20 protein-coding genes are annotated in these 21,074 nt (G+C 72.8%); 5 read left to right on the plus strand and 15 right to left on the minus strand.

What is annotated here, in order from left to right; genetic code table 11:
- From DCW30_RS00005 to DCW30_RS00015, 3 genes are all read right to left on the minus strand, one after another.
- Positions 1-695: carboxyl transferase domain-containing protein (locus tag DCW30_RS00005; protein WP_277820322.1), on the minus strand; the 695-nt coding region annotated here is incomplete at its 3' end.
- Positions 696-967: 272 nt separating this feature from the next.
- Entirely contained in the window at positions 968-1,807 is an 840-nt protein-coding gene (locus DCW30_RS37845; RefSeq protein WP_076684328.1) for a DUF4097 family beta strand repeat-containing protein, read from the minus strand.
- 85 nt (positions 1,808-1,892) lie between these two features.
- Entirely contained in the window at positions 1,893-2,444 is a 552-nt protein-coding gene (locus DCW30_RS00015; RefSeq protein WP_076684329.1) for a YlcI/YnfO family protein, read from the minus strand.
- A gap of 183 nt (positions 2,445-2,627) precedes the next feature.
- Between DCW30_RS00015 and DCW30_RS00020 the strand changes: the two genes are divergently transcribed.
- On the plus strand, positions 2,628-3,239 hold the full coding sequence (locus DCW30_RS00020) for a YceI family protein (RefSeq protein ID WP_076684330.1): 612 nt from the start codon (positions 2,628-2,630) through the stop codon (positions 3,237-3,239).
- 159 nt (positions 3,240-3,398) lie between these two features.
- On the opposite strand, the gene DCW30_RS36465 is transcribed toward DCW30_RS00020, so the two are convergent.
- The 8 genes from DCW30_RS36465 to ureA form a co-directional block, all read right to left on the minus strand.
- A complete protein-coding gene (locus DCW30_RS36465; protein WP_076684331.1) occupies positions 3,399-4,751 on the minus strand; it encodes a hypothetical protein in 1,353 nt (450 codons plus the stop codon).
- A gap of 88 nt (positions 4,752-4,839) precedes the next feature.
- Positions 4,840-6,444 carry a citramalate synthase gene (cimA, locus tag DCW30_RS00030; protein WP_062771296.1) on the minus strand — a complete coding sequence of 535 codons (1,605 nt, stop codon included), beginning with the start codon at positions 6,442-6,444 and terminating at the stop codon, positions 4,840-4,842.
- 330 nt (positions 6,445-6,774) lie between these two features.
- Positions 6,775-8,022 (minus strand): TolB family protein, encoded by a 1,248-nt coding sequence (locus DCW30_RS00035; RefSeq protein ID WP_076684332.1) that lies wholly within the window; start codon positions 8,020-8,022, stop codon positions 6,775-6,777.
- Positions 8,023-8,101: 79 nt separating this feature from the next.
- Positions 8,102-8,422, minus strand: coding sequence for a hypothetical protein (locus tag DCW30_RS00040; RefSeq protein ID WP_123985595.1), 321 nt, complete (start codon positions 8,420-8,422; stop codon positions 8,102-8,104).
- Positions 8,423-8,539: 117 nt separating this feature from the next.
- A complete protein-coding gene (locus DCW30_RS00045) occupies positions 8,540-9,154 on the minus strand; it encodes a TetR/AcrR family transcriptional regulator (protein WP_076684334.1) in 615 nt (204 codons plus the stop codon).
- Between the two features lie 14 nt (positions 9,155-9,168).
- A complete protein-coding gene (locus DCW30_RS00050; protein WP_205576590.1) occupies positions 9,169-10,206 on the minus strand; it encodes an agmatine deiminase family protein in 1,038 nt (345 codons plus the stop codon).
- Between the two features lie 13 nt (positions 10,207-10,219).
- Entirely contained in the window at positions 10,220-11,941 is a 1,722-nt protein-coding gene (locus tag DCW30_RS00055) for an urease subunit alpha (protein WP_076684336.1), read from the minus strand.
- On the minus strand, positions 11,938-12,642 hold the full coding sequence (gene ureA / locus DCW30_RS00060; protein WP_076684337.1) for an urease subunit gamma: 705 nt from the start codon (positions 12,640-12,642) through the stop codon (positions 11,938-11,940). Before ureA ends, DCW30_RS00055 begins: the two co-directional genes overlap by 4 nt.
- A 181-nt stretch (positions 12,643-12,823) precedes the next feature.
- On the opposite strand from ureA, the gene DCW30_RS00065 reads away from it, so the two are divergent.
- Positions 12,824-14,269 carry a cytosine permease gene (locus DCW30_RS00065; RefSeq protein ID WP_076684338.1) on the plus strand — a complete coding sequence of 482 codons (1,446 nt, stop codon included), beginning with the start codon at positions 12,824-12,826 and terminating at the stop codon, positions 14,267-14,269.
- A 49-nt stretch (positions 14,270-14,318) separates the two neighbouring features.
- Positions 14,319-14,510: a hypothetical protein gene (locus DCW30_RS00070; RefSeq protein WP_076684339.1), complete on the plus strand. Its 192-nt coding sequence runs from the start codon at positions 14,319-14,321 to the stop codon at positions 14,508-14,510.
- Positions 14,511-14,846: 336 nt separating this feature from the next.
- Here DCW30_RS00070 and DCW30_RS00075 read toward each other — a convergent pair whose 3' ends face one another.
- Positions 14,847-15,938 carry a branched-chain amino acid aminotransferase gene (locus DCW30_RS00075; protein ID WP_076684340.1) on the minus strand — a complete coding sequence of 364 codons (1,092 nt, stop codon included), beginning with the start codon at positions 15,936-15,938 and terminating at the stop codon, positions 14,847-14,849.
- Positions 15,939-16,183: 245 nt separating this feature from the next.
- Positions 16,184-17,233, minus strand: a complete 1,050-nt coding sequence (locus DCW30_RS00080; protein WP_076684341.1) for a 3-isopropylmalate dehydrogenase — start codon at positions 17,231-17,233, stop codon at positions 16,184-16,186.
- 152 nt (positions 17,234-17,385) lie between these two features.
- On the opposite strand from DCW30_RS00080, the gene DCW30_RS00085 reads away from it, so the two are divergent.
- Positions 17,386-18,975: a purple acid phosphatase family protein gene (locus tag DCW30_RS00085; RefSeq protein ID WP_076684342.1), complete on the plus strand. Its 1,590-nt coding sequence runs from the start codon at positions 17,386-17,388 to the stop codon at positions 18,973-18,975.
- Between the two features lie 37 nt (positions 18,976-19,012).
- Here DCW30_RS00085 and DCW30_RS37850 read toward each other — a convergent pair whose 3' ends face one another.
- Both DCW30_RS37850 and DCW30_RS00100 read right to left on the minus strand, forming a co-directional pair.
- The gene (locus tag DCW30_RS37850; RefSeq protein WP_103557413.1) at positions 19,013-19,141 is read right to left on the minus strand and encodes a hypothetical protein; all 129 of its coding nucleotides are present in this window, start codon (positions 19,139-19,141) and stop codon (positions 19,013-19,015) included.
- A gap of 441 nt (positions 19,142-19,582) precedes the next feature.
- On the minus strand, positions 19,583-20,152 hold the full coding sequence (locus DCW30_RS00100; protein WP_373569110.1) for a GNAT family N-acetyltransferase: 570 nt from the start codon (positions 20,150-20,152) through the stop codon (positions 19,583-19,585).
- Positions 20,153-20,329: 177 nt separating this feature from the next.
- Between DCW30_RS00100 and DCW30_RS00105 the strand changes: the two genes are divergently transcribed.
- Positions 20,330-21,037 carry a nitroreductase family protein gene (locus DCW30_RS00105; RefSeq protein ID WP_076684344.1) on the plus strand — a complete coding sequence of 236 codons (708 nt, stop codon included), beginning with the start codon at positions 20,330-20,332 and terminating at the stop codon, positions 21,035-21,037.
- Positions 21,038-21,074 lie beyond the last annotated feature (37 nt).

Genomic DNA, 21,074 nt, shown 5'->3' on the forward strand with positions numbered 1-21,074 from the left:
ACGTCCGCGCCGCCGAGGCCGTTCTGCGTGATCTCCTCGCCCGTCACCGCGCGGACCACGTCCGGGCCCGTGATGAACATCTGCGACGTCTCGCGGACCATGAACACGAAGTCCGTCAGCGCCGGGCTGTACGCCGCGCCGCCCGCGCACGGGCCCAGCATCACGCTGATCTGCGGGATCACGCCGGACGCCTTGGTGTTGCGCTGGAAGATGCCGCCGTAGCCCGCCAGGGCCGTGACGCCTTCCTGGATGCGCGCGCCGGCGCCGTCGTTCAGCGAGACCAGCGGGGCGCCGGCCGCGATGGCCATGTCCATGATCTTGTGGATCTTCGTGGCGTGGGCCTCGCCCAGCGCCCCGCCGAAGATCCGGAAGTCGTGCGCGTAGACGAAGACCGTGCGGCCCTCGACCGTGCCCCAGCCCGTGATGACACCGTCGGTGTACGGCTTCTTGGCCTCCAGGCCGAAGCCCGTGGCGCGGTGCCGCCGCAACTGCTCGACCTCGTTGAACGAGCCCGGGTCGAGGAGCAGCTCGATCCGCTCGCGTGCGGTCAGCTTGCCCTTGGCGTGCTGCGCCTCGGTCGCCTTCTCGCTGGGCCCGCGCAGCGCCTCCGCACGGATCTCGTGCAGTTCGGCCACGCGCCCACGCGCGTCGGTGGGCTCGCCCCCGGAGGAGGCGGTCTCATCCAAAACGGTCATGTAGCGACCTTACGGAGCGCCACCAGGGAAACGGACCGTCGACTCTGCACAGTCTCCGGGCCGTTTTCCTGGCAGCCCCGGACAGAAGAGGGCGAGGGCGCTGAAGAAGTGACTGCTGAGCCCCTCCCTCTCTGTGGGGTTCCCACAAAAGGAGCCTCGCGGCGGCCCCCGCCGGGCCCCCGGGGTGCCGTGGAGCCCACGCCCCCGCCGCATGGGCGGGGGCCGACGACCGGCGCCGCCCCCGGCGCCGGGCCCATGGGGACGGGCTGCCGTCAGGCGCGGCGCACCGCGATGTCGCCCATTCCCGCGCGGGCCCGCACTTTCAGGGTCTCCTTCGCGTCGCCCGCGTCCCTCACCTCGGTCAGCGGCTGGCTCACCGAGCCCGCGCGGGTCCGCATGTCGAGGAAGGCCGCCGTCCCTTCGCGGATGCCGAACTCGATCGCGCCCGCCCCCGTCTCCAGGACCGCCGCGCCGCGCACCAGCTCCCCCACGCGGATGGCGCCGTTGGCCGTCCTGACCGTGACGTCCGCCGCCGCGTGCTCGACCGTGACCGTGCCGTTGGACGCCTTCACCCCGAGGGCGCCCCCGATCTCGCCCAGGTTGACGGCGCCGTTGGAGTTCTGGACCGACGCCGAGCCGGTGACCGTGCCGAGCCGGATCTCCCCGGAGGCGGCCGCGACCTCGGCACGGCCGTCGGCGCGGCCGAGGGTGACCTCGCCGAAACCCGAGGTCAGCCGGACCCCGGCGGCCCGCTCGACCTGGATGTCCCCCGTGGCGGTCCTGATGGCGCACTCCCCGAAGGTCCCCCGCAGCGAGAACTGCCCCGCCCCCGCGGTGCCCCGCACCTCGGAACCGGCGGGCAGCGCGATGTCCACGTCGATCGAGGAGCCCGTGCCGAACAGGGGGCGCTCCTTGGGCCCCTTGACGAGCAGCACGCCGTTCGAGAACTCGACGCGCGTGCGCTCGGCGGCCCTGACATCGGCCTCCCGGCTCTCACTGCCGGGGCGTACGTCCACGACCGTGTCCGTACCGTCCCCCGCGACGAGGCGGACGGACCCGGCGTCGAGGGCGACCATGACGGCGATGGGCCGGGGGGTGTCGAAAACAGGCATGGTTGTCCAGTTCTGCTGACGCGTCGAGCCTCGCGGCTCGCGGAGGCGGGATGGAGGTCCTTGCGCGGGTCCGGCCCCGGCGGGGCTACCGCACCCAGCCGGTGAAGCCGTTCCCGTGGGTGTGAGCCCCTTGGCGGCCCCCGCCCCCGGGGGAGCGGCCGGGCTGCTCCACGGCGCCGGCGACCGCGCGCACCAGCCAGGCGTTGAGGGAGAGGCCCTCGCGGTTGGCGGCCTCCTCGGCACGCGCCTTGACGTGGGCCGGCAGGCGCAGGTTGATCCGGGCGGTGCCGCCGTCGTCCGGCGCGTCCGCGCCCGCGGGCGGCGCCGGCGGCAGGGGCGGGCGCAGCCCCATGAGGGCCGCGTACTCGGCCTGGGCGTCGAACCCCTCGGCCGCCGGCGGTGGCGTCACGACGAACTCGGGGTCGAGGCCGCGCAGCCGTACGTCGACGGAGCCGGGCGCGAGGTCGCTGGTGATCTCGTCGGCGGCGGCCGAGAGCGCGTTCAGCAGGGTGAGCCGGGCGGCCGACTCCAGCGGGGCGGTGAGGCGCTCGGCCAGCTCGCGGGCCTCGTCGCCACCGGCCTCTGCGGCCACGGCGAGCTCGCGCCGGAGCTGGTCGACGTACTGCGTGAGGTTCATGGCACCAGTCTGGCATCAGAGTGATGCCATAACAAGCGACCGGAACTCCACTCAGCCGAGAGGTTGAATGTTGAACATAATCGCGCTACCTTCGATCTCGTTGAAGCTTCAACAACAAGCTTCGGCAACCACCAGAGCCACCCGGAGCTCCCACCGCGGAGCCCGTCCCCCAAGGAGCACGTCATGGGTCTCTTCGGCCGCAAGAACGACACCGCCACCGCCACCGCGCAGGCCGCCCCCGCCGCCGTCAGCCCGGAGCCGGCCGCGCCGACCGGTGACTACACGATCGACGCCTCGCACTCGACGCTCGGGTTCGTCGCCCGCCACGCCATGGTCACCAACGTCAAGGGCTCGTTCCTCGACGTCACCGGCACGCTGCACCTGGACGGCTCCGACCCGTCCCGCTCGACGGCCTCCCTCGACGTCAGGATGGACAGCATCGACACCGGCAACGCCGACCGTGACGGGCACCTGAAGAGCGCGGACTTCTTCAAGACGGAGGAGTTCCCCGAGATGACCTTCCGCTCCACCGAGGTGCGGGCGCTGGGCGGCGACGACTACCGCGTCACCGGTGACCTGTCGATCCTCGGCACGACGAAGCCCCTCTCCATCGACCTGGAGTTCAACGGCTCGGCCAAGGACCCCTTCGGCAACGAGCGCGTCGGCTTCGAGGGCAAGGCGGAGATCCTCCGCTCGGACTGGGGCCTGACGTGGAACGCCGCGCTGGAGACGGGTGGCGTCCTCGTCTCCGACAAGATCAAGCTGAACTTCGACATCAGCGCCATCCGCGTGTGAGCCCGGCCCCGCGCAACACCCACGGGGCGCCCCGGCTTCGGCTTCGGCGTCCCGTGGCCCTTGCTCCGCCCATCGCCGCCGCGCGGCTCGTCCTCAACGCCTGACGGGCCCGAACCACCGGCGCCGCACGGGCGCGCATCCCCGCCGGGGACGGCCGGCCTAGAAGTTCCCGCCGCCGCCGAAGTCACCGCCTCCACCGAAGTCCCCGCCGCCCCCGAAGTCGCCGCCCCCTCCGAAGTCGCCCGGGTCGAAGTCCGCGCCCGAGTAGTCGCCGCCCTCGAAGCCGCCGCCGAAGTCGCCGTACCCGGCGCCGTAGTCCGCCGCGTACGCCGGGCCCGACATCATCCCGCCGAGCATGGTGCCCATCAGGAGGCCGGGGAGAAGGCCGCCGCCGAAGTAGCCCCCCGCCCAGGGGCCGTAGGCGGGGCCCGCCTCCCAGTAGGGGCGGCGGTCGCCGTACTCCGATGCCACCGTCCGCACCATCGGGTCCCTGCCGTCCGCGAGCCGTGCCGCGTCCGCCGCGCAGACCGGGACCTCGCGCTCCGCGCCGCCGGCCGGGGCCCACACGGCGTCCTGGACCGAGGGGCCGTGGCGCGGGTCGAAGAAGCAGGGGGCGCGGCGCTCGGGGAGTTCGCGGCCCTCGCGGCGCGCGGCGAGCAGGGCAAGCGAGAAGCGGCCGTCCTCCAGGGCCTCGGTCACGGCCCGCACGTCCTCGGGACGCCGGGCGGCGGCCATGGCGGCCTTGGCCTTCTCGTAGGCGTCGAGCGCGCGTTCGTAGTCGGCCCGCATCGCGTCGTCCGCGCCCGCCTCCGCGGGGTGGAAGTCGAGCCGGTCGAGCTCCTCGCCGAACGCGGTGATGTCCTCGTCGACGACCACGGTGAGTTTGCGCAGGGCCTCGCGCTGCGCCTCCTCGTGGCGCCGCTTCTTGCGCCGGATCACGGCGTAGGCGCCGATGCCGCCCGCCACGATCACCACGCCCACCCCGCCGAGCGCGCCGGGCGAGATGCCCTCCATGGAGCCGCCGTCCCAGGACTTCGGGGCCGTGCCCCTCGCCTGCTTGACCGCCTGGTCGACGAAGTCGTTGAGCTGGGCCTCCGCGTCCTGGCCGCGTACGAGGGAGACGAGGTTGGACACCGCGTTGCGCGGCAGGACCACGCGGTCGGCCTTGGCGTCGAAGCCGTCGCCGAGCCGGACCGCGTAGACGCCCGTCACGCCCGTCTCGGCCCGCAGCCTGGAGAAGATGCCCTGCTGCGGGAAGTCCTCCGGCAGCACGGCCACGAAGATCGGCTTGTCGGCGTCCTCGATCTTCTCCGCCAGGGCGTCCGCCTGGCCGTCGGTGAGCTGATCGGCGGCGGCCGGATCGACGTACACCGGCCCGTCCTCCCAGGCGGCGGCGACGTCCGAGGTGCTGGTGGCGGCCGGCGCCCCGGGCGCCGCCGTGAAGGAGACGGCGCTCAGGGCGAGCAGCATCCCGGACAAGCCGACAGTGACCCGCTTCGTCCGATTCCTCATACTTCGAACGTAATACTTCGCACGTGGCCCGGCGAACGCGTCGGCCGACGTTCCGGGAGAGGGCGGGGCGACCGGTTCCCGGAGGGGGCTATTCGACCGGCTCCACGCCGGCGCGCAGCAGCCCGTAGGTGTAGGCGTCCTCCAGCGCGCCCCAGGACGCGGCGATGACGTTCTCGGCGACGCCGACGGTCGACCACTCGCCGTCGCCGTCGCTGGTGGAGATCAGGACGCGGGTGGTGGAGGACGTGCCGTGCTTGCCCTCCAGGATGCGGACCTTGTAGTCGACGAGCTCCAGCTTGGCGAGCTGCGGGTAGATGCGTTCGAGGCCGACTCTGAGCGCCCGGTCGAGCGCGTTGACCGGGCCGTTGCCCTCGGCCGTGGCGACGATGCGCTCCCCCTTGGCCCAGAGCTTCACCGTGGCCTCGTTGGCGTGGGTGCCGTCGGGGCGGTCCTCGACGATGGCCCGCCAGGACTCGACGCGGAAGTAGCGGCGGGCGCGGCCCTCGGCCTCCTCGCGGAGCAGCAGCTCGAAGGAGGCGTCGGCCGCCTCGTAGGTGTAGCCCGCGAGTTCGCGCTCCTTGACGCGCTCCACGACGCGGCCGACCAGCTCGCGGTCGTCGCCGAGGTCGACGCCCAGCTCCTTGCCCTTGAGCTCGATGGAGGCGCGGCCCGCCATGTCGGAGACCAGCATCCGGATGCGGTTGCCGACGAGGTCGGGGTCGATGTGCTGGTAGAGGTCGGGGTCGACCTTGATCGCGGAGGCGTGCAGTCCGGCCTTGTGGGCGAAGGCGGAGACGCCCACGTAGGGCTGGTGGGTGGAGGGCGTGAGGTTGACGACCTCGGCGATCGCGTGGGAGACGCGGGTCATCTCGCGCAGGGAGCCCTCCGGCAGGACCTGCTTGCCGTACTTCAGTTCCAGGGCGGCGACGACGGGGAAGAGGTTGGCGTTGCCGACGCGTTCGCCGTAGCCGTTGGCGGTGCACTGCACGTGGGTGGCGCCCGCGTCGACGGCGGCCAGGGTGTTGGCGACCGCGCAGCCGGTGTCGTCCTGGGCGTGGATGCCGAGGCGGGCGCCGGTGTCGGCGGCGACGGTGGCCACGACGGCCTGGACCTGGGCGGGCAGCATGCCGCCGTTGGTGTCGCACAGCACGACGACGTCGGCGCCCGCCTCGGCGGCGGCGCGTACGACGGACTTGGCGTACTCGGGGTTGGCGCGGTAGCCGTCGAAGAAGTGCTCGCAGTCGACGAAGACCCGGCGGCCCTGGGCCACGAGGTGGGAGACGGTGTCGCGGATCATCTCCAGGTTCTCGTCCAGGGTGGTGCGCAGGGCGAGTTCGACATGCCGGTCGTGGGACTTGGCGACCAGGGTGATGACCGGGGCGCCGGACTCCAGCAGGGCGTTGACCTGCGGGTCCTCGGCGGCCTTGGCGTGCGCGCGGCGGGTGGCGCCGAAGGCGACGAGCTGGGCGTGCCGGAAGGTGATCTCCTGCTGGGCGCGGGCGAAGAACTCCGTGTCACGCGGGTTCGCACCCGGCCAGCCGCCCTCGATGAAGCCCACACCGAAGTCGTCCAGGTGCCGAGCGATGGTCAGCTTGTCCGCGACGGTGAGGTTGATGCCCTCACGCTGCGCGCCGTCACGCAGCGTCGTGTCGAAGACGTGGAAGGAATCGTCGGGTGTGCTGGTTTCCGTCATGCTGATCTGGCTCCTGTGTCGGATCTCGGTCTACCGGAATGACCGGCTCCACCGTCTTGATGATCCCGCGCGCTCCGCGTCCGGCTGACATTGGGCCTGGAAACGAAAAAACCCCTCGTGGGTACGAGAGGTTCGCGCGCGGGTCTGAAGACGACGGTGTCCGCCCGTACATGGTGGTACGAGACGGTCACTGCGGACCGGCGCGCCTGCTGCCAATAATCATGGCGAACGAGAGCACGGTGGCAGCCTGCCACAGCACGCGCACTCCGCGCTGCTCCGTCTCACGATGCGGGCGACGCGTGGGACACGCCGCCCGCACGGTGCGGGGCGTCAGCGCAGACGGCGCACGAAGGCGTCGTCGCCGTCGTTCGTGTCGTCGCTCAGCAGCGTCTCGTCGGCGGAGAGGAAGGCGACACGGCGGCCGTCGGCCGCGATGCCGCCGGGCGCGACCTCGGCGGACGCCACTCCGCCGGTGGTGTCCGGGCTGACCAGGGTCGTGGTGTTCGTCCGCAGATCGCGCAGGTAGACGGGCCACTCCTTGCCGTACTCGGCGCCCGCCTCGGCCAGCTCGGTCCGGTAGGTGAGGTAGCGGCCGTCGGCGCTGATCGCGGGCGAGCGGGTGTAGACCTCGCCGGGACCGCCCTGGGCGCCGTGGACGCGCTGGTTGGCGCCGGAGGCGATGTCGTGGACGAAGACGTTCCAGGCGGCGTCGTCGTCATTCGGGACGAGGTGGGTGTCGCGGGACTCGAAGACGACCTTCCGGCCGTCGCCGCTGATGGAGGGGGCCAGCGACTCCTTCTCGGTCTCGGAGCCGTCGTACGAGCGGTCGATCTCCGTCAGCTCGCCCGTCCTGCGGTCGCGCAGCCAGACGTCGCTCCAGTCGTCGCCGCGCGGGCCGTTGGTGTGGTTGCGGGCGTAGACGACGCGGCTGCCGTCGTCGCTGACGGTCGCGGAGTGCGACCTGCGCGGCTCCCAGCCGTCGTCCGACCGGCTGATCCGCTCGGTCGTGCCGGTCTTCCGGTCGCGCAGGAGGACGACGCCGCCGTCCTCGCGGTGGTCGGTGTCGAAGACGGCGTAGCGCGCGTCGGCGCTGAGCGAGACCCCGCCCGCGCCGCGCCCGTCGAAGCCGTCGGGCAGCTCGACGTCGAGGCGTTCGGTCTTCTTGGTCCTGCGGTCGTAGAGGCGGACGTCGGAGTCGGAGTACGCGCCCTCGGGCGAGGAGATGAACGCGACCCGGCGGCCGTCGGCGCTCAGCGCGGCCCCTCGCAGTTCGCGCCCCGCCAGGGCGATCCGCTCGGTCCTCCCGGTGCGCAGATCGCGTACGAAGATGTCGCGGAGTCCGTTCGTGTCGCCGGCCACCAGGTCGGTCGCCTCGGAGTCGAAGGCGGCGAACCGACCGTTCCTGCTGATCACGGCCCCCGACGACCTGTCGTTGGCCGCCTTGCCCTCGGCCGTGACGCTGATGCCCTCGGTGCGGGGCGCGGCGGGCGCGGCGGAGGCGGCGGGCAGGCTCGCGGCGGTGGCCGCGGCGACGAGTGCGGCGGACGCCAGGGCGGCGTGGCGCTTGGTGCGGCGCATGGTGTGCTCCCCCGTGCTTTCTTCTCGTGGTGCGGTGCGGTGCGGTGCGGTCGGTACGGGTGCGGGGTGGTGGCGCGGCTCAGCGGGTGTGCCGCACGAAGACGTCGGACACTCCGTTCGTGTCGTTTGGCACCAGGTCGGCGGCGTCCGAGCCGAAGACGACCGCGCGCCCGCGGGCGGTGGAGGTGAAGCCGGCGTGGCGGCCGTCGGCGCTGATCGCCGGGTCGGCCGACGGCCCGTCGGCCTGGGCGCCGTCGCTCGTGGTGCTGACGCGCTCGGTGCGGGGCGTCTCGGGGTCCGCGTGTGCCGCGGGCAGGGTGGCGCAGGTGAGGGCGGCGGCGAGCGCCGCGGCGGTCGAGGTCACACGCCCCGCGCCGGACGCACGTCTCGCAGACGACATGGTTGCCCCCCCAGGACCCGTCGTTCCCCCGACCCGGCGTCGAAGGTCCACGGGGATACAAGCGCACCCGCCGGGGGCCAGGCAATCCGCCGGAATGCGTACAACCTGGACGGGTGGCTAGGCGTCCGAGGCGAGCGTCGCGTCCAGGAACTCCCGTACGTGGGCGAGGACGTGCTCACGGCCGGTGCCGCGCAGGCCGATCGCCACGTGGATCGCGAAGCCGTCCAGGAGGGCCCGCAGCCGGGCCGCGGTCCTGTCCGGGTCGACGGGGCCGAACTCGCCGCGCGAGACGCCCTCGGCGATCAGCGCCACCAGGTCGCGGTGCCAGGCGCCCTCGATCGCGGCCTGCCGGTCGCGGCCGTCCTCGTCGGCGCCCAGGGAGCGGTTCCAGACTTCGAGCCAGAGGGTCCAGTGGGGGTCGCCGGGCCCGTCGGGCACGTACAGCTCGACGTACGCGTCGAGGCGGGCGCGGGCCGTGCCGGGGCGGGCGAGGAGCCGGCCGCGCTCGGCGCCGAGGCGGCCCTCGCTCCACTCCAGGGTGCGCAGGAGCAGCTCGTCCTTGGTGCGGAAGTAGTAGAGGAGGTGGCCGGAGCTCATGCCGACCTCGCGGCCGAGCGCGGCCATGGTCAGCTTCTCCAGGCCGCGCTCGGCGATCATCTCCATGGCCGCCGCCAGTACGTCCTCGCGCGGCGGGGCGTTCTTCCGCGCGCGGGCCTGCCCGGCTCCGGCCATGGCTCACTCCTTGGTCACACCTTCGGCTGCTGCTGGGTGATGCAGTGGATGCCACCGCCCCCGGCAAAGATCGTACGGGCGTCGACGAGCGTCACCGTCCGGTCCGGGAAGAGGCCGCGGAAGATGCCCGCGGCGATCTCGTCGTTCGGGTCGCCGAAGGCGCAGAGCACGACGCCGCCGTTGCAGAGGTAGTGGTTGATGTAGGAGTAGTCGACCCAGCCCTCGTCGTCCCTGACCACGGTCGGGGCGGGCACCTCGACGATCCGCAGGGTGCGCCCGCGCGCGTCCTTCTGCCCCGTGAGGGTCGCGATGATCTCCTTGCTGACCTCGAAGTCGGGGTGGGCGGGGTCGCGCTGGGAGTGGACGAGGACGACGCCGGGCGCGGCGAAGGCGGCGACGATGTCGACGTGGCCGAGGGTGCCGTAGCCGTGGCCCGGGTAGTCGGCGGTGAGGCCGCGGGGCAGCCAGATCGCCTTGGTGGTGCCGATCTTGGCGTGGATCTCGGCCTCGACCTCCGCCTTGGTCAGGCCGGGGTTGCGCTCGGGGCCGAGCTGGACGGTCTCGGTGAGCAGGACGGTGCCCTCGCCGTCGACGTGGATGCCGCCGCCCTCGTTGACCAGGGACGAGGGGTACGTACGGGCTCCGGCGAGGTCGGCGACCTGCCCGCCGATCTTGGCGTCGTGGTCCCAGCGGGCCCACTCCTGGGCGCCCCAGCCGTTGAACGTCCAGTCCACGGCGGCCAGCGTGCCGCGGCCGTCGGTGACGAAGGTCGGCCCGATGTCCCGCATCCAGGCGTCGTCGAGTTCCCGCTCGACGACCTCGACGTCCGGGCCGAGGAGTTCCGCGGCGTACGGGGACTGGCCGGGCCCGCAGACCACGGTGACGGGCTCGAAGCGGCGTACGGCGCGGGCGACCGCGGCCCAGGCCTTGCGGGACGCGTCCAGGCCCGCGGGGTCGTCGAAGGTGGGGTTGGGGCACGGCCACGCCATCCAGGTGCGCTCGTGCGGGGCCCACTCGGCGGGCATGCGGAAGCCGTCGGCGGCAGCAGACATCAGGTGAGAACCCTTAGAGGAAGTAGAGGCGGTTGAGCGGGACGGAGTCGGCGGGCTCGGAGCGGACCGGGTCGCCGTCGAGCGTGACGAGGCCGGTGCGCTGGTTCACGTCGACGGAGCCGGTGCGGGAGTTCAGGCGCAGGTCGGCGGGGCCGATGCCGCGGGTGCCGCGCACGGCGACCCGGCGGCGGCGGGTGGGCATCGTGTCGTTGCCCTGGTCGACGGCGGCCTGGGCGACGAACGCCACGGAGATGTCGGCGGGCGTCGCCCCGTGCGCACCGAACTGCGGGCCGAGGACGAGGGGTTCGCAGGTGTCGGTCGCGGCGTTCGGGTCGCCCACGACCCCGTAGGCGGGGAAGCCCGCCTTCAGGACGAGCTGCGGTTTGGCGCCGAAGTACTCGGGGCGCCACAGGACGATGTCGGCGAGCTTGCCGGCCTCGATGGAGCCGACCTCGTGGGCGAGGCCGTGGGCGAGGGCGGGGTTGATGGTCAGCTTGGCGATGTAGCGCAGCACGCGCGCGTTGTCGTCGTGCGGGCCGTCGCCCTCCATGGGGCCGAGCTCGGCCTTCATCTTCCCGGCCATCGCGAAGGTGCGGCGTGCGGTCTCGCCGGCGCGGCCCATGCCCTGCGCGTCGGAGGAGGTGATGCCGATGGCCCCCAGGTCGTGGAGGACGTCCTCGGCGCCCATCGTCCCGGCGCGGATGCGGTCGCGGGCCATGGCGGCGTCGCCCGGCAGGTCGGTCTTCAGGTCGTGGACGGAGACGATCATGCCGTAGTGCTCGGCGACGGCGTCACGGCCGAAGGGCAGGGTGGGGTTGGTGGAGGAGCCGATGACGTTCGGGACGCCCGCCATCTTCAGGACGTTCGGCACATGGCCGCCGCCGCAGCCCTCGATGTGGAAGGCGTGGATGGTCCGGCCTTCGAGCACCTTGAGGGTGTCCTCGACCGAGAGGCATTCGTTCAGCCCGTCGCTGTGCAGGGCCACCTGGACGTCGTGCTCCTCGGCGACCCGCAGCGCGGTGTCCAGGGCGCGGGTGTGCGCGCCCATGTCCTCGTGCACCTTGAAGCCGGACGCGCCGCCCTCCGCCAGCGCCTCGATCAGCGGGGCGTCGTGCGAGGAAGAACCCCGGCCGAGGAAGCCGATGTTGACCGGCCAGGCGTCGAAGGCGTTGAAGGCGTGCTTCAGCGCCCAGGGCGAGTTGACGCCGACGCCCCAGACGGGGCCGAACTCCTGGCCGATGATCGTCGTCACGCCGGAGGCGAGGGAGGCCTCCATGATGCGCGGCGAGAGCAGGTGGACATGGGTGTCCACGGAGCCCGCGGTGGCGATGAGCCCTTCCCCGGACACGATGGACGTGCCGGTGCCGACCACCACGTCGACGCCGTCGAGGGTGTCCGGGTTGCCCGCGCGCCCGATGGCGTGGATGCGGCCTTCCCTGATCCCGATGGACACCTTGCGGATGCCCTGCGCGGCGTCGATGACGACGACGTTGCTGATGACGACGTCACAGGTCTCACGGACGGCGGCGGCCTTGAGGTGGAGCCCGTCGCGGGCCGTCTTGCCGAACCCGGCGAGGAACTCGTCGCCGTACTTCTGGGCGTCGGACTCCACGCGGATCGTCAGCCCGGAGTCGCCGAGCCGTACGTGGTCGCCCGCTCGTGGGCCGTGCGTGGCGGCGTACTCGTACGGGGTGAGGCGGCGGGGTTCGGCGGGGTGGCCTCCGGGGCGGCTCATCGCTCGGCCTCCTGCTCTGTCGTGCCCGGCACGCCGAGGTAGCCGCAGGCGGCGGCGCGGCGCAGGGCCTCTTCGCGGGCGCCCGGGGCGTCCAGCGGCCCGTCGACGAGGCCGGCGAAGCCGATCGCGATCCGCTCGCCGCCGATGGGCAGCAGTCCCACGTCGGCGCTCTCGCCGGGCCCGAAGCGGACCGACGACCCGGCGGGCACGGCGAGCCGCAGCCCGTAGGCGGCGGCGCGGTCGAAGTCGAGGCGGGGGTTGGCCTCGAAGAAGTGGAAGTGCGAGGTCACGGAGACCGGCACGGTGGCGGTGTTGCGCACGGTCAGGGTCACGACGGGCGCCGGGTCGGCGTGCGCGGGGCCGGGCAGCAGCGCGCCCGGGGCCTCGGCGCCGAGACCGCCGCCGATGGGGTCGGAGACCACCGCGAGGCGGGAGCCGTCGTCGAAGACGGCCTCCACGTGCACCTCGGTCACGACGTCGGCGACGCCGGGCAGCACGTCGTCGGGGCCGAGGGCGGCGCGGGCGCGCTCGACGGCCTCGGCGAGCCGGGCGCCGTCGCGGGCCGCCTCGCAGACCGTGTCGGCGATGAGCGCGGTCGCCTCGGGGACGTTGAGTCTGAGGCCCCGCGCCTTGCGGGCCCTGGCGAGCTCGGCGGCCCCGAAGAGCAGCAGCCGGTCGCGTTCGGTGGGCGTCAGTCGCACGCCTCGGCACCTCCTCGGTCACATGATTTGAACGACACTCTAACCGTGAGATTCCCCTGCGGAAACCATTGACGGACGAGCGCGGCACAGGTCACATTGATCGCTGCTCTAAACTCTGCGACCGATGCGGCGCACGGAGCGAGCGATCAGTCGAGACCCAGCGAGCGTCAGGGGCGCCCTCATGCCGATAGAACAGCGCGGAGTCGACACCATCCCGGACGAGGAGCGCACCAGCGGCCCCCGAGATCTCGTGTCGATCCTCATCGGCTCCAACCTCTGCCTCGGGGTGGTCGTCTTCGGCTGGCTGCCGGTCTCGTTCGGCCTCGGCTTCTGGCAGTCGGTGAGCGCGGTGGTGGCGGGAACCGTGCTCGGCACCGCCCTGACCGCGCCGCTCGCCCTGGTGTCCCTGCGCACCGGCACCAACCTCTCCACCTCGTCCGGCGCGCAGTTCGGTGTGCGCGGACGCCTGGTCGGCTCGGTCGTCGGGCTGCTGCTCTCCCTCGGCTACACCGCGCTGACCATCTGGATCGGCGGCGACGTGATGGTGGGCACCCTGCACCGGCTGCTCGGCCTGCCGGCCGACGGCCTCAGCTACGGCGTCGTCTACGCCCTGCTCGCCGCGGCGACCGTGACCGGCGCCGTCTTCGGCTACCGGGTGCTGCTCAGGCTCTCCCGCGTCCTCGCCCTCGCCATGACGGCCCTGCTGATCCTCGGCGTCGTCGCGTACGCCCCCGACTTCACGCTCTCGGCGCTGCCCGGCGCGGGCGGCCATCTGCTCGGCTCGTTCTGGCCGACCTGGCTGCTCGCCCTGGTGGCGGCGGGCCTGTCGGGCCCCATCGCCTTCATCACCCTGCTCGGCGACTACACCCGCTACGTCTCCCCCGCCCGGCACAGCTCGCGCGCGGTGCTCGGCGCGGCCTGGCTCGGGCTGATCGCGGGCCTGCTGATCCCGCAGCTGTTCGGCACGTTCACGGCGTACGCGGCCGGGGCCGCCCTCGACTACGCCGGGCCGCTCGTGGCCGCCTCCCCCGCCTGGTACCTGGTGCCGCTGCTGCTCGCCGCCTCCGCGGGCTCGGTCGGCAACGCGGGCCTGATGCTGTACTCGATGGGCCTCGACCTGGACGCGATCCTGCCCCGCGCCTCCCGGGCCCGCGCCACCTGCGCCGTCGCCCTGACGGCGACCGCCTGCGTCTTCGTCGGGCACTACGCGTGGGAGGCGCAGGACGCGATGACGTCCTTCGTGCTGCTCCTGACCGCCGTCGGCACCCCCTGGGCGGTGATCACCCTGATCGGCTTCGCGCGCTGCCGCGGGGAGTACGACGCGGACGCCCTCCAGGTCTTCAACCGCCGCTCCCGTGGCGGCGCCTACTGGTACCGCTCGGGGTGGAACCTCCGGGCCACGGCGGCGTGGGCCCTCGGCGCGGCGGTCGGCGTCCTCGCGGTCTCCCTGCCCACCTACGAGGGGCCGCTGCTCGCCCTGACCGGCGGGGTCGACTGCAGCTTCCTGCTGTCGGGGGCGGTGGGCGGCGCGGCCTATCTGGCGCTGACGGCGCGGGCCGAACCGGTGGGCACGCCCGGCGCCGTTGAACCCGTCCCGTCGGCCGCGTCCGGCGACCGCGTAGCCTGAACCCGACCGTGACAAGCGGGATCAGGACAGCAGTACGGGGAGAACGACCATGCAGGAACTCATAGAACTCGGTGTCCGCGCGGCCAAGGGCGCGGGGGCCGCGGTCATCGGCGCCGTCGACGCGATCACCAGCGGGCCGCTTACCCCGGTGGGGTCGAACGTCCCGAAGGAGGACGACGAGGCGGCCGCTGGGGCCTCGGGGGCCTCTGTCGGCGAGGGCGGCGAGGGCGCCGACACGTAGGACGGCGCCGCACCGACGCGTCGAGCCCGGCCCCCCGAACGCTTCGGGGGGGGCCGAGCTCGACGCGTCAGCCGTGCGGGTCCTCGGCCGCGGGCCGTCCGCGCCTCCCCCGGGGTGCTCATGCCCGCCCTCGACCGCGGGCCGTCCGCGCCTCCCCCGGGGTGCTCATGCCCGCCCTCGACCGCGGGTCGCCCGTGGTCGCTCGCGCAGTTCCCCGCGCCCCCGGGGTGCCCCGGCCCGCCCTCGACCGCGGGCCGCCCGTGGTCGCTCGCGCAGTCCCCGCGCCCCCGGGACGGGCCTGGGGCCGCCCCGGGCCGGGCTCGACGGAGTCGGGGATCAGGTCAGGTTGTGCATCCAGCCGTGCTTGTCCTCGGCCGTGCCGCGCTGGATGTCGAGGAGGGCCTCACGCAGGGCCATCGTGACCTTGCCGGGCTCACCGCCGCTCTGCTGCCACTCGCCCGCGTTGCACTTGACCGTGCCGACCGGCGTGATCACCGCGGCGGTGCCGCAGGCGAAGACCTCGGTCAGCGTGCCGTTCTCGGAGTCGGTCTTCCACTGGTCGATGGAGACGCGGCCCTCCTCGGAGGTGTAGCCGAGGTCACGGGCGACCGACAGGAGCGAGTCACGGGTGATGCCGGCGAGCAGCGAGCCCGTGAGGGCGGGGGTGACGATCCGGTCCCCGTACACGAAGTACAGGTTCATGCCGCCCAGTTCCTCGACCCACTTGTGCTCGACGGCGTCGAGGTAGGCGACCTGGTCGCAGCCCTTCGCGGCGGCCTCGGCCTGCGCGAGCAGGGACGCGGCGTAGTTGCCGCCGGTCTTGGCGTCGCCCATGCCGCCGGGGACGGCGCGCACGCGGTCCTCGGAGAGCCAGATGGAGACGGGCTTGACGCCGCCGGGGAAGTACGCGCCCGCGGGCGAGGCGATCACGACGAAGAGGTACTCGTTGGCGGGCTTCACGCCCAGCCCGACCTCGGTCGCGATCATGAAGGGCCGCAGGTAGAGGGATTCCTCACCGCCGTGCGCGGGGACCCAGCCGATGTCCTGCCGCACCAGCAGGTCGCACGCCTCGACGAACGTCTCGACGGGCAGCTCCGGCATGCCGAGCCGGCGCGCGGAGGACTGGAAGCGGCGGGCGTTGGCGTCGGGGCGGAAGGTGGCCACCGTGCCGTCGGGCTGGCGGTAGGCCTTCAGGCCCTCGAAGATCTCCTGGGCGTAGTGCAGGACGTTCGTCGCCGGGTCGAGGCTGAGCGGGCCGTAGGGCACGAGCTGCCCGTCGTGCCAGCCGCGGCCCTCCGTCCACTTGATCGTCACCATGTGATCGGTGAAGTGGCGGCCGAACCCGGGATCGGCCATGATCGCCTCCCGCTCGGCGGTGGCCAGCGGGGCCGAGGAGGGCTTGAGCTCGATGGTCGGCGTCGTCGTCATGAGTACTTCGTCCTTCACGGTGTGATGGTGACGGACCGCGCTCACGCCCGTACCAGGTACGCGGACGTCCGAGCTTCCCTGTCTGTTTCACGGCCCCACGTTCGATTATCGCTCGTGGGGTCCCTGAGAGAGAAACGGCATGGCAACGGCCCGGGGGTCGATGGTGACACCCCGGGGCCCCAAAGGAGAAGCCGCCGGGCGTCCTCACGGGACCCGGCGGCTTCGTCGAGAGATCGGCTGCCGGGTCAGCCCGCTACTCGTACGGCGAGCGCGTCGCCGATCTGCTCGGTGCTGCGCGCGGTGTCGCCGCGCTCGGCGAGGTCGGCGGAGACGGCTGCCTCGATGCGCGCGGCCTCCGGCTCGTACCCGAGGTGGCGCAGGAGCAGGGCGACGGAGAGCACGGTGGCCGAGGGGTCGGCCTTGCCCTGGCCCGCGATGTCCGGCGCCGAGCCGTGGACGGGCTCGAACATCGAGGGAAACTCACGGCTCGGGTTGATGTTGCCCGAGGCCGCGACGCCGATCCCGCCGGAGACGGCCGCGGCGAGGTCGGTGATGATGTCGCCGAAGAGGTTGTCGGTGACGATCACGTCGAAGCGGCCGGGGTCGGTGACGAGGTAGATCGTCGCGGCGTCCACGTGGACGTAGTCGGTGGTGACGTCGGGGAACTCCTCGGCCACCCGGTTGAAGACGTTCGTCCAGAGGTGACCCGCGTAGGCGAGGACGTTGTTCTTGTGGACCAGCGTCAGCTTCTTGCGCGGGCGGGCCTGGGCGCGGGTGAAGGCGTCGCGGACCACGCGCTCCACGCCGAAGGCGGTGTTCACCGAGACCTCGGTGGCGACCTCGTGCGGCGTGCCGGTGCGGATCGAGCCGCCGTTGCCCGTGTACGGGCCCTCGGTGCCCTCGCGCACGACGATGAAGTCGATCTCGGGCTGGCCCGCGAGCGGCGTGGCGACGCCCGGAAGCAGCTTCGAGGGGCGCAGGTTGACGTGGTGGTCGAAGAGGAAGCGGAGCTTCAGCAGGAAGCCGCGCTCCAGGACGCCGGACGGGACCGAGGGGTCACCGATCGCGCCGAGCAGGATCGCGTCGTGCTGCTTCAGGGCGTCCGCGTCGGCGTCGGTGAGCGTCTCACCGGTCGCGTGATACCGCTTGGCGCCGAAGTCGAACTCCGTCGTCTGCAGCTTCACGTCCTGCGGAAGCACGGCGTTGAGGACCTTGAGCCCCTGGGCCACGACCTCTTGGCCGATGCCGTCTCCGGGGATGACTGCGAGATTGATGCTGCGAGAACTTGCCGACATGCGGGCACCCTACTCTTCCGTCCCACGGGATGACACGAGCAGTCCACCATGCGGACATCCCTTTGCGGGGCCGCACGCGCGCCACCACATGGCCACCGCCTCTTCACCTCGGGGCCCGCCATGCGTTGGGACCGCTGGGAACTTCTCCCTGCATGGACACCCCCAATGTCGGCATACCGGAGCGGCTCGCGGCCGGGATGAGCATGCCGGAACAGCACGCGTACCTGCGCGGACGGCTCTCCCGCCGCAGGGTGCTCGCCGGGTCGTTCGCCGCGGCCGGGACGGCGGCCGGCGCCGCACTGCTCGCGGGCAGCTCGGGCAGCGCCCACGGCCGGACGGGCACGCGCACCTCGGCGGTGGCGCCGTCCTCCCGGGCCCGCGTCGACGGCCGGCTGGTCGCGCCCTTCGGACGGCACCTCGCGTTCGGCGCGGACCCGCGGACGCAGATGCGGATCTCCTGGCAGGTGCCGCTCGCGGTGCGCTCCCCGTTCGTGCGGATCGGCACGCGGCCCTGGGAGCTGAGCCAGAAGATCGCCGCCGAGGTGCGTGACCTGCGCACTCCTTCGCTGTCGAAGAAGCTCCCCGCCGTCGAGCAGTACTACGTGCACGCGGCGCTCGACGGGCTGCGGCCGGACACGACGTACTACTACGGCGTCGGGCACGACGGCTTCGACCCCGCGTCGCCCGAGCGGATGGCGACGCTCGGCACGTTCAGGACGGCGCCCGCGAAGGCCGGGCGGTTCGTCTTCACCGCCTTCGGCGACCAGGGCGTGAGCTACCACGCGCTCGCCAACGACCAGCTCATCCTGGGCCAGGACCCGGCCTTCCACCTGCACGCGGGCGACATCTGCTACGCGGACGACACCGGGCACGGCAAGGAGTCCGACACCTATGACGCGCGCGTGTGGGACACCTTCCTCGCGCAGACGGAATCGGTCGCGAAGTCGGTTCCGTGGATGGTGACGACCGGCAACCACGACATGGAGGCGTGGTACTCGCCGAACGGCTACGGCGGGCAGGCCGCGCGCTGGTCCCTGCCCGACAACGGCTTCGACCCGGCGAAGGCGCCCGGCGTCTACTCCTTCCGCTACGGCAACGTCGGCGTCGTCGCCCTCGACGCCAACGACGTCTCGTACGAGATACCGGTCAACCGGGGGTACACGGACGGCAGGCAGACCGCCTGGCTCGACCGGCGGCTCGGCGACCTGCGGGCGGACGCCGGAACCGACTTCATCGTGGTCTTCTTCCACCACTGCGCCTACTCGACGTCGCGGCACGCCTCGGACGGCGGGGTCCGCGACGCCTGGCTGAAGCTGTTCGCGAAGCACCAGGTGGACCTGGTGATCAACGGCCACAACCACGTCTACGAACGCACCGACGCCATCAAGGACGGCGAGGTCGGCAAGCCCGTGCCGGTCGGCGCGTCGACCGATCCGACGCGTGACGGCATCGTGTACGTCACGGCGGGCGGCGCGGGCAAGGACCTCTACGGCTTCGGCCCCGGGGTCGAGGACAGCTACGAGGGCCACGTCCACGAGCGCGACCACGTCGAGACCTTCCGCTGGACAAAGCGGCGGCGGTCCGAGCCCGAGACCGTCGAGTGGTCCCGGGTGCGCTACACCGGCTATTCGTTCCTCGCGGTGGAGGTGACGGCCGGCACGCGTCCGAGGATGACGGTCTCCGCGCTCGCCGAGAGCGGCGAGCGCGTCGACCACTTCGAGGTCGTACGCGGCGCGCGGTGAACCGGAGGTGACCGCGACGCGGGCGTACGCGCGGGGCTCAGTGCCCCGTCTCGCCGCCGTTGTCCCTGCGGTCGAGGGCGCGCTGAAGGGCCGCGGCGGCGTTCTTGCGCTCGGCGTCGCTGCTGCGGGAGAGGTGACGGACTCGGCGGACGGTCGTCTCGGCCATGGGGGATCCACTCCTTGAGGGAAGGGTGATTTCGAGACGCCGGGGGCGGGGAGCCGCGGAGCGGCAGGGTTCGCCTGCGCGGAGCTCCGGCTCACGACCGCCATTCGCTTGATCGAGCGAGACGTTCGGCTCCTACAACGCTAAGGGAGGACGGAGCGTCTGTCTCCACAATTACTCGGACTTCCTACTATCTGAGACGGCCGTCAGGCGGAGGGCTTCCTCGTCCGCGACTACCGCCACGTGCAGGAGGAGCTGTACGAGTTCGTGGTGCCGCACCTGCGCGGCGGCCGGGTGGCCCTGGACGAGATTGTGGTCACGGGCTTCGACCGGATCGTGGAGGCGTTCCTTCGGGATGCTGCGGGGCGAGAACCTCGGAAAGATGATCGTCCGCGCCACCGACGGCTGTCTGAGGGCCGTGCCCGGCGCCGCCCCTCGCACGGGTCAGTACACGTCGCCGTCGCGCCAGTCGATGAACAGCTCGTGCGCCGGGTCCAGGTCCGCGCCCCACAGCAGCGGCGGCTCCTCGTCCGGCAGGGTGACGGGGCCCCGCGGGCCGAGCGTGCCGACCGCGCCCTTCCACTCCGTCCAGCCGCGCCCGAGGTACAGCCGCGCTCCCGCGTCGGAGGCGGACAGCGCGCCCAGGTCGTACGCCCGGTCGATGACGTGCTCCAAAGCGCCCGTGACCCGGCCGCCGAGGCCCTGGCGCCACCGGTCGGGGCGGACGGCGACCGCCTCCACATACCCGACGCGGTACGAGCGGCCGGCGTGCAGGACGCGGCGCTGGGTCACCGAGCCGTGCGCGAGCAGGGCGTCCGTGGCGTCGTGGACGAGGGCGTGCACGCCGCCGAGGCCGTGGTCCCAGTCGTGGTCGCCGAAGTCGCCGTCGAAGGCCTCGTCGAGCAGGGAGCGCGCGGCGCGCAGCTCGGCCGCCGTCAGTTCACTGGTGTGGGCCGTACGCAGGATGGTCACGGCGCCACCGTACTCAGCCCCCGTCTGAGTCCGCACGCCGATTTCCCGGCCCCGGGCGGACCGGGCTTCGGCGGCCCCCTCGACCGCGTCGACTCCCTGCTGCTCGCACTCCTGCCGGCGGTGGTGGGGGCGCAGTGAGGACGGCGGGCCGGGGCCGAGCCCCGGCCAAGACCGCGGAAAGCCCGGCGCCGACGGCGCCGGGCGCCCAGAATCGGGAACATGTCTGAGACCCAGCAGCAGCGGGAGTGGGCCCCCATCCACGGCCTGCCCTACCGATCCGTCCCCTACCGGCCCGAGCGCATGCCCGAGGCGGAGTCCCGCGAGACCGCCGCCCGGCTGCGCACGCGCATGGACGAACGCCGCACCGTGCGGCAGTTCTCCCCCGACCCCGTCCCGGAGCAGGTCATACGGGACGCCATCGCGTGCGCGGCGACGGCGCCGTCCGGCGCGCACCAGCAGCCGTGGACGTTCGTCCTCGTCAAGGACCCGGAGGTGCGCCGCCGCATCCGCGAGGCCGCCGAGCACGAGGAGCGCGTCTCCTACGGCGGGCGGCTCGGCGAGGAGTGGCTCGCTGCCCTGCGCCCCCTCGGCACGGACGAGGTCAAAGCGCACCTGACGGACGCCCCCGCCCTGATCGTCGTCTTCCAGCAGCGCCACTGGCTCGGCGACGACGGCGCCAAGCACAAGCACTACTACGTGGACGAGTCCGTCGGCATCGCGGTCGGCATGCTGCTCTCCGCCCTGCACCTGTCCGGGCTCGCCGCCCTGATCCACACGCCGAGCCCGATGCGGTTCCTCTCGGAGGTGCTCGGCCGCCCCGCGAACGAGAAGGCGTTCGCGGTGATCCCCGTCGGGTATCCGGCGCCGGACTGCCGGGTGCCCGACCTCGTGCGCAAGTCGCTGGACCAGGTCCTCGTGGAGGTCTGAACGCGGCCCTGCCGCACGAACGACACCGCCTCCGACC

This window comes from Streptomyces alfalfae (assembly GCF_004127445.1).
GTDB lineage: Bacteria > Actinomycetota > Actinomycetes > Streptomycetales > Streptomycetaceae > Streptomyces > Streptomyces alfalfae.

What these genes read in the sequence shown, in the direction of transcription:
- DCW30_RS36465 (WP_076684331.1), bottom strand. Translation starts at nt 4,751, where the DNA reads ATGAGGAATCGGACGAAGCGGGTCACTGTCGGCTTGTCCGGGATGCTG.
- DCW30_RS00075 (WP_076684340.1), bottom strand. Translation starts at nt 15,938, where the DNA reads ATGACGACGACGCCGACCATCGAGCTCAAGCCCTCCTCGGCCCCGCTG.
- DCW30_RS00085 (WP_076684342.1), top strand. Translation starts at nt 17,386, where the DNA reads ATGGACACCCCCAATGTCGGCATACCGGAGCGGCTCGCGGCCGGGATG.
- DCW30_RS00065 (WP_076684338.1), top strand. Translation starts at nt 12,824, where the DNA reads ATGCCGATAGAACAGCGCGGAGTCGACACCATCCCGGACGAGGAGCGC.
- DCW30_RS00055 (WP_076684336.1), bottom strand. Translation starts at nt 11,941, where the DNA reads ATGAGCCGCCCCGGAGGCCACCCCGCCGAACCCCGCCGCCTCACCCCG.
- DCW30_RS00050 (WP_205576590.1), bottom strand. Translation starts at nt 10,206, where the DNA reads ATGTCTGCTGCCGCCGACGGCTTCCGCATGCCCGCCGAGTGGGCCCCG.
- DCW30_RS00105 (WP_076684344.1), top strand. Translation starts at nt 20,330, where the DNA reads ATGTCTGAGACCCAGCAGCAGCGGGAGTGGGCCCCCATCCACGGCCTG.
- DCW30_RS00015 (WP_076684329.1), bottom strand. Translation starts at nt 2,444, where the DNA reads ATGAACCTCACGCAGTACGTCGACCAGCTCCGGCGCGAGCTCGCCGTG.
- DCW30_RS37850 (WP_103557413.1), bottom strand. Translation starts at nt 19,141, where the DNA reads ATGGCCGAGACGACCGTCCGCCGAGTCCGTCACCTCTCCCGCAGCAGC.
- DCW30_RS00040 (WP_123985595.1), bottom strand. Translation starts at nt 8,422, where the DNA reads ATGTCGTCTGCGAGACGTGCGTCCGGCGCGGGGCGTGTGACCTCGACC.
- DCW30_RS00045 (WP_076684334.1), bottom strand. Translation starts at nt 9,154, where the DNA reads ATGGCCGGAGCCGGGCAGGCCCGCGCGCGGAAGAACGCCCCGCCGCGC.
- DCW30_RS37845 (WP_076684328.1), bottom strand. Translation starts at nt 1,807, where the DNA reads ATGCCTGTTTTCGACACCCCCCGGCCCATCGCCGTCATGGTCGCCCTC.
- DCW30_RS00080 (WP_076684341.1), bottom strand. Translation starts at nt 17,233, where the DNA reads ATGTCGGCAAGTTCTCGCAGCATCAATCTCGCAGTCATCCCCGGAGAC.
- cimA (WP_062771296.1), bottom strand. Translation starts at nt 6,444, where the DNA reads ATGACGGAAACCAGCACACCCGACGATTCCTTCCACGTCTTCGACACG.
- DCW30_RS00070 (WP_076684339.1), top strand. Translation starts at nt 14,319, where the DNA reads ATGCAGGAACTCATAGAACTCGGTGTCCGCGCGGCCAAGGGCGCGGGG.
- DCW30_RS00020 (WP_076684330.1), top strand. Translation starts at nt 2,628, where the DNA reads ATGGGTCTCTTCGGCCGCAAGAACGACACCGCCACCGCCACCGCGCAG.
- DCW30_RS00035 (WP_076684332.1), bottom strand. Translation starts at nt 8,022, where the DNA reads ATGCGCCGCACCAAGCGCCACGCCGCCCTGGCGTCCGCCGCACTCGTC.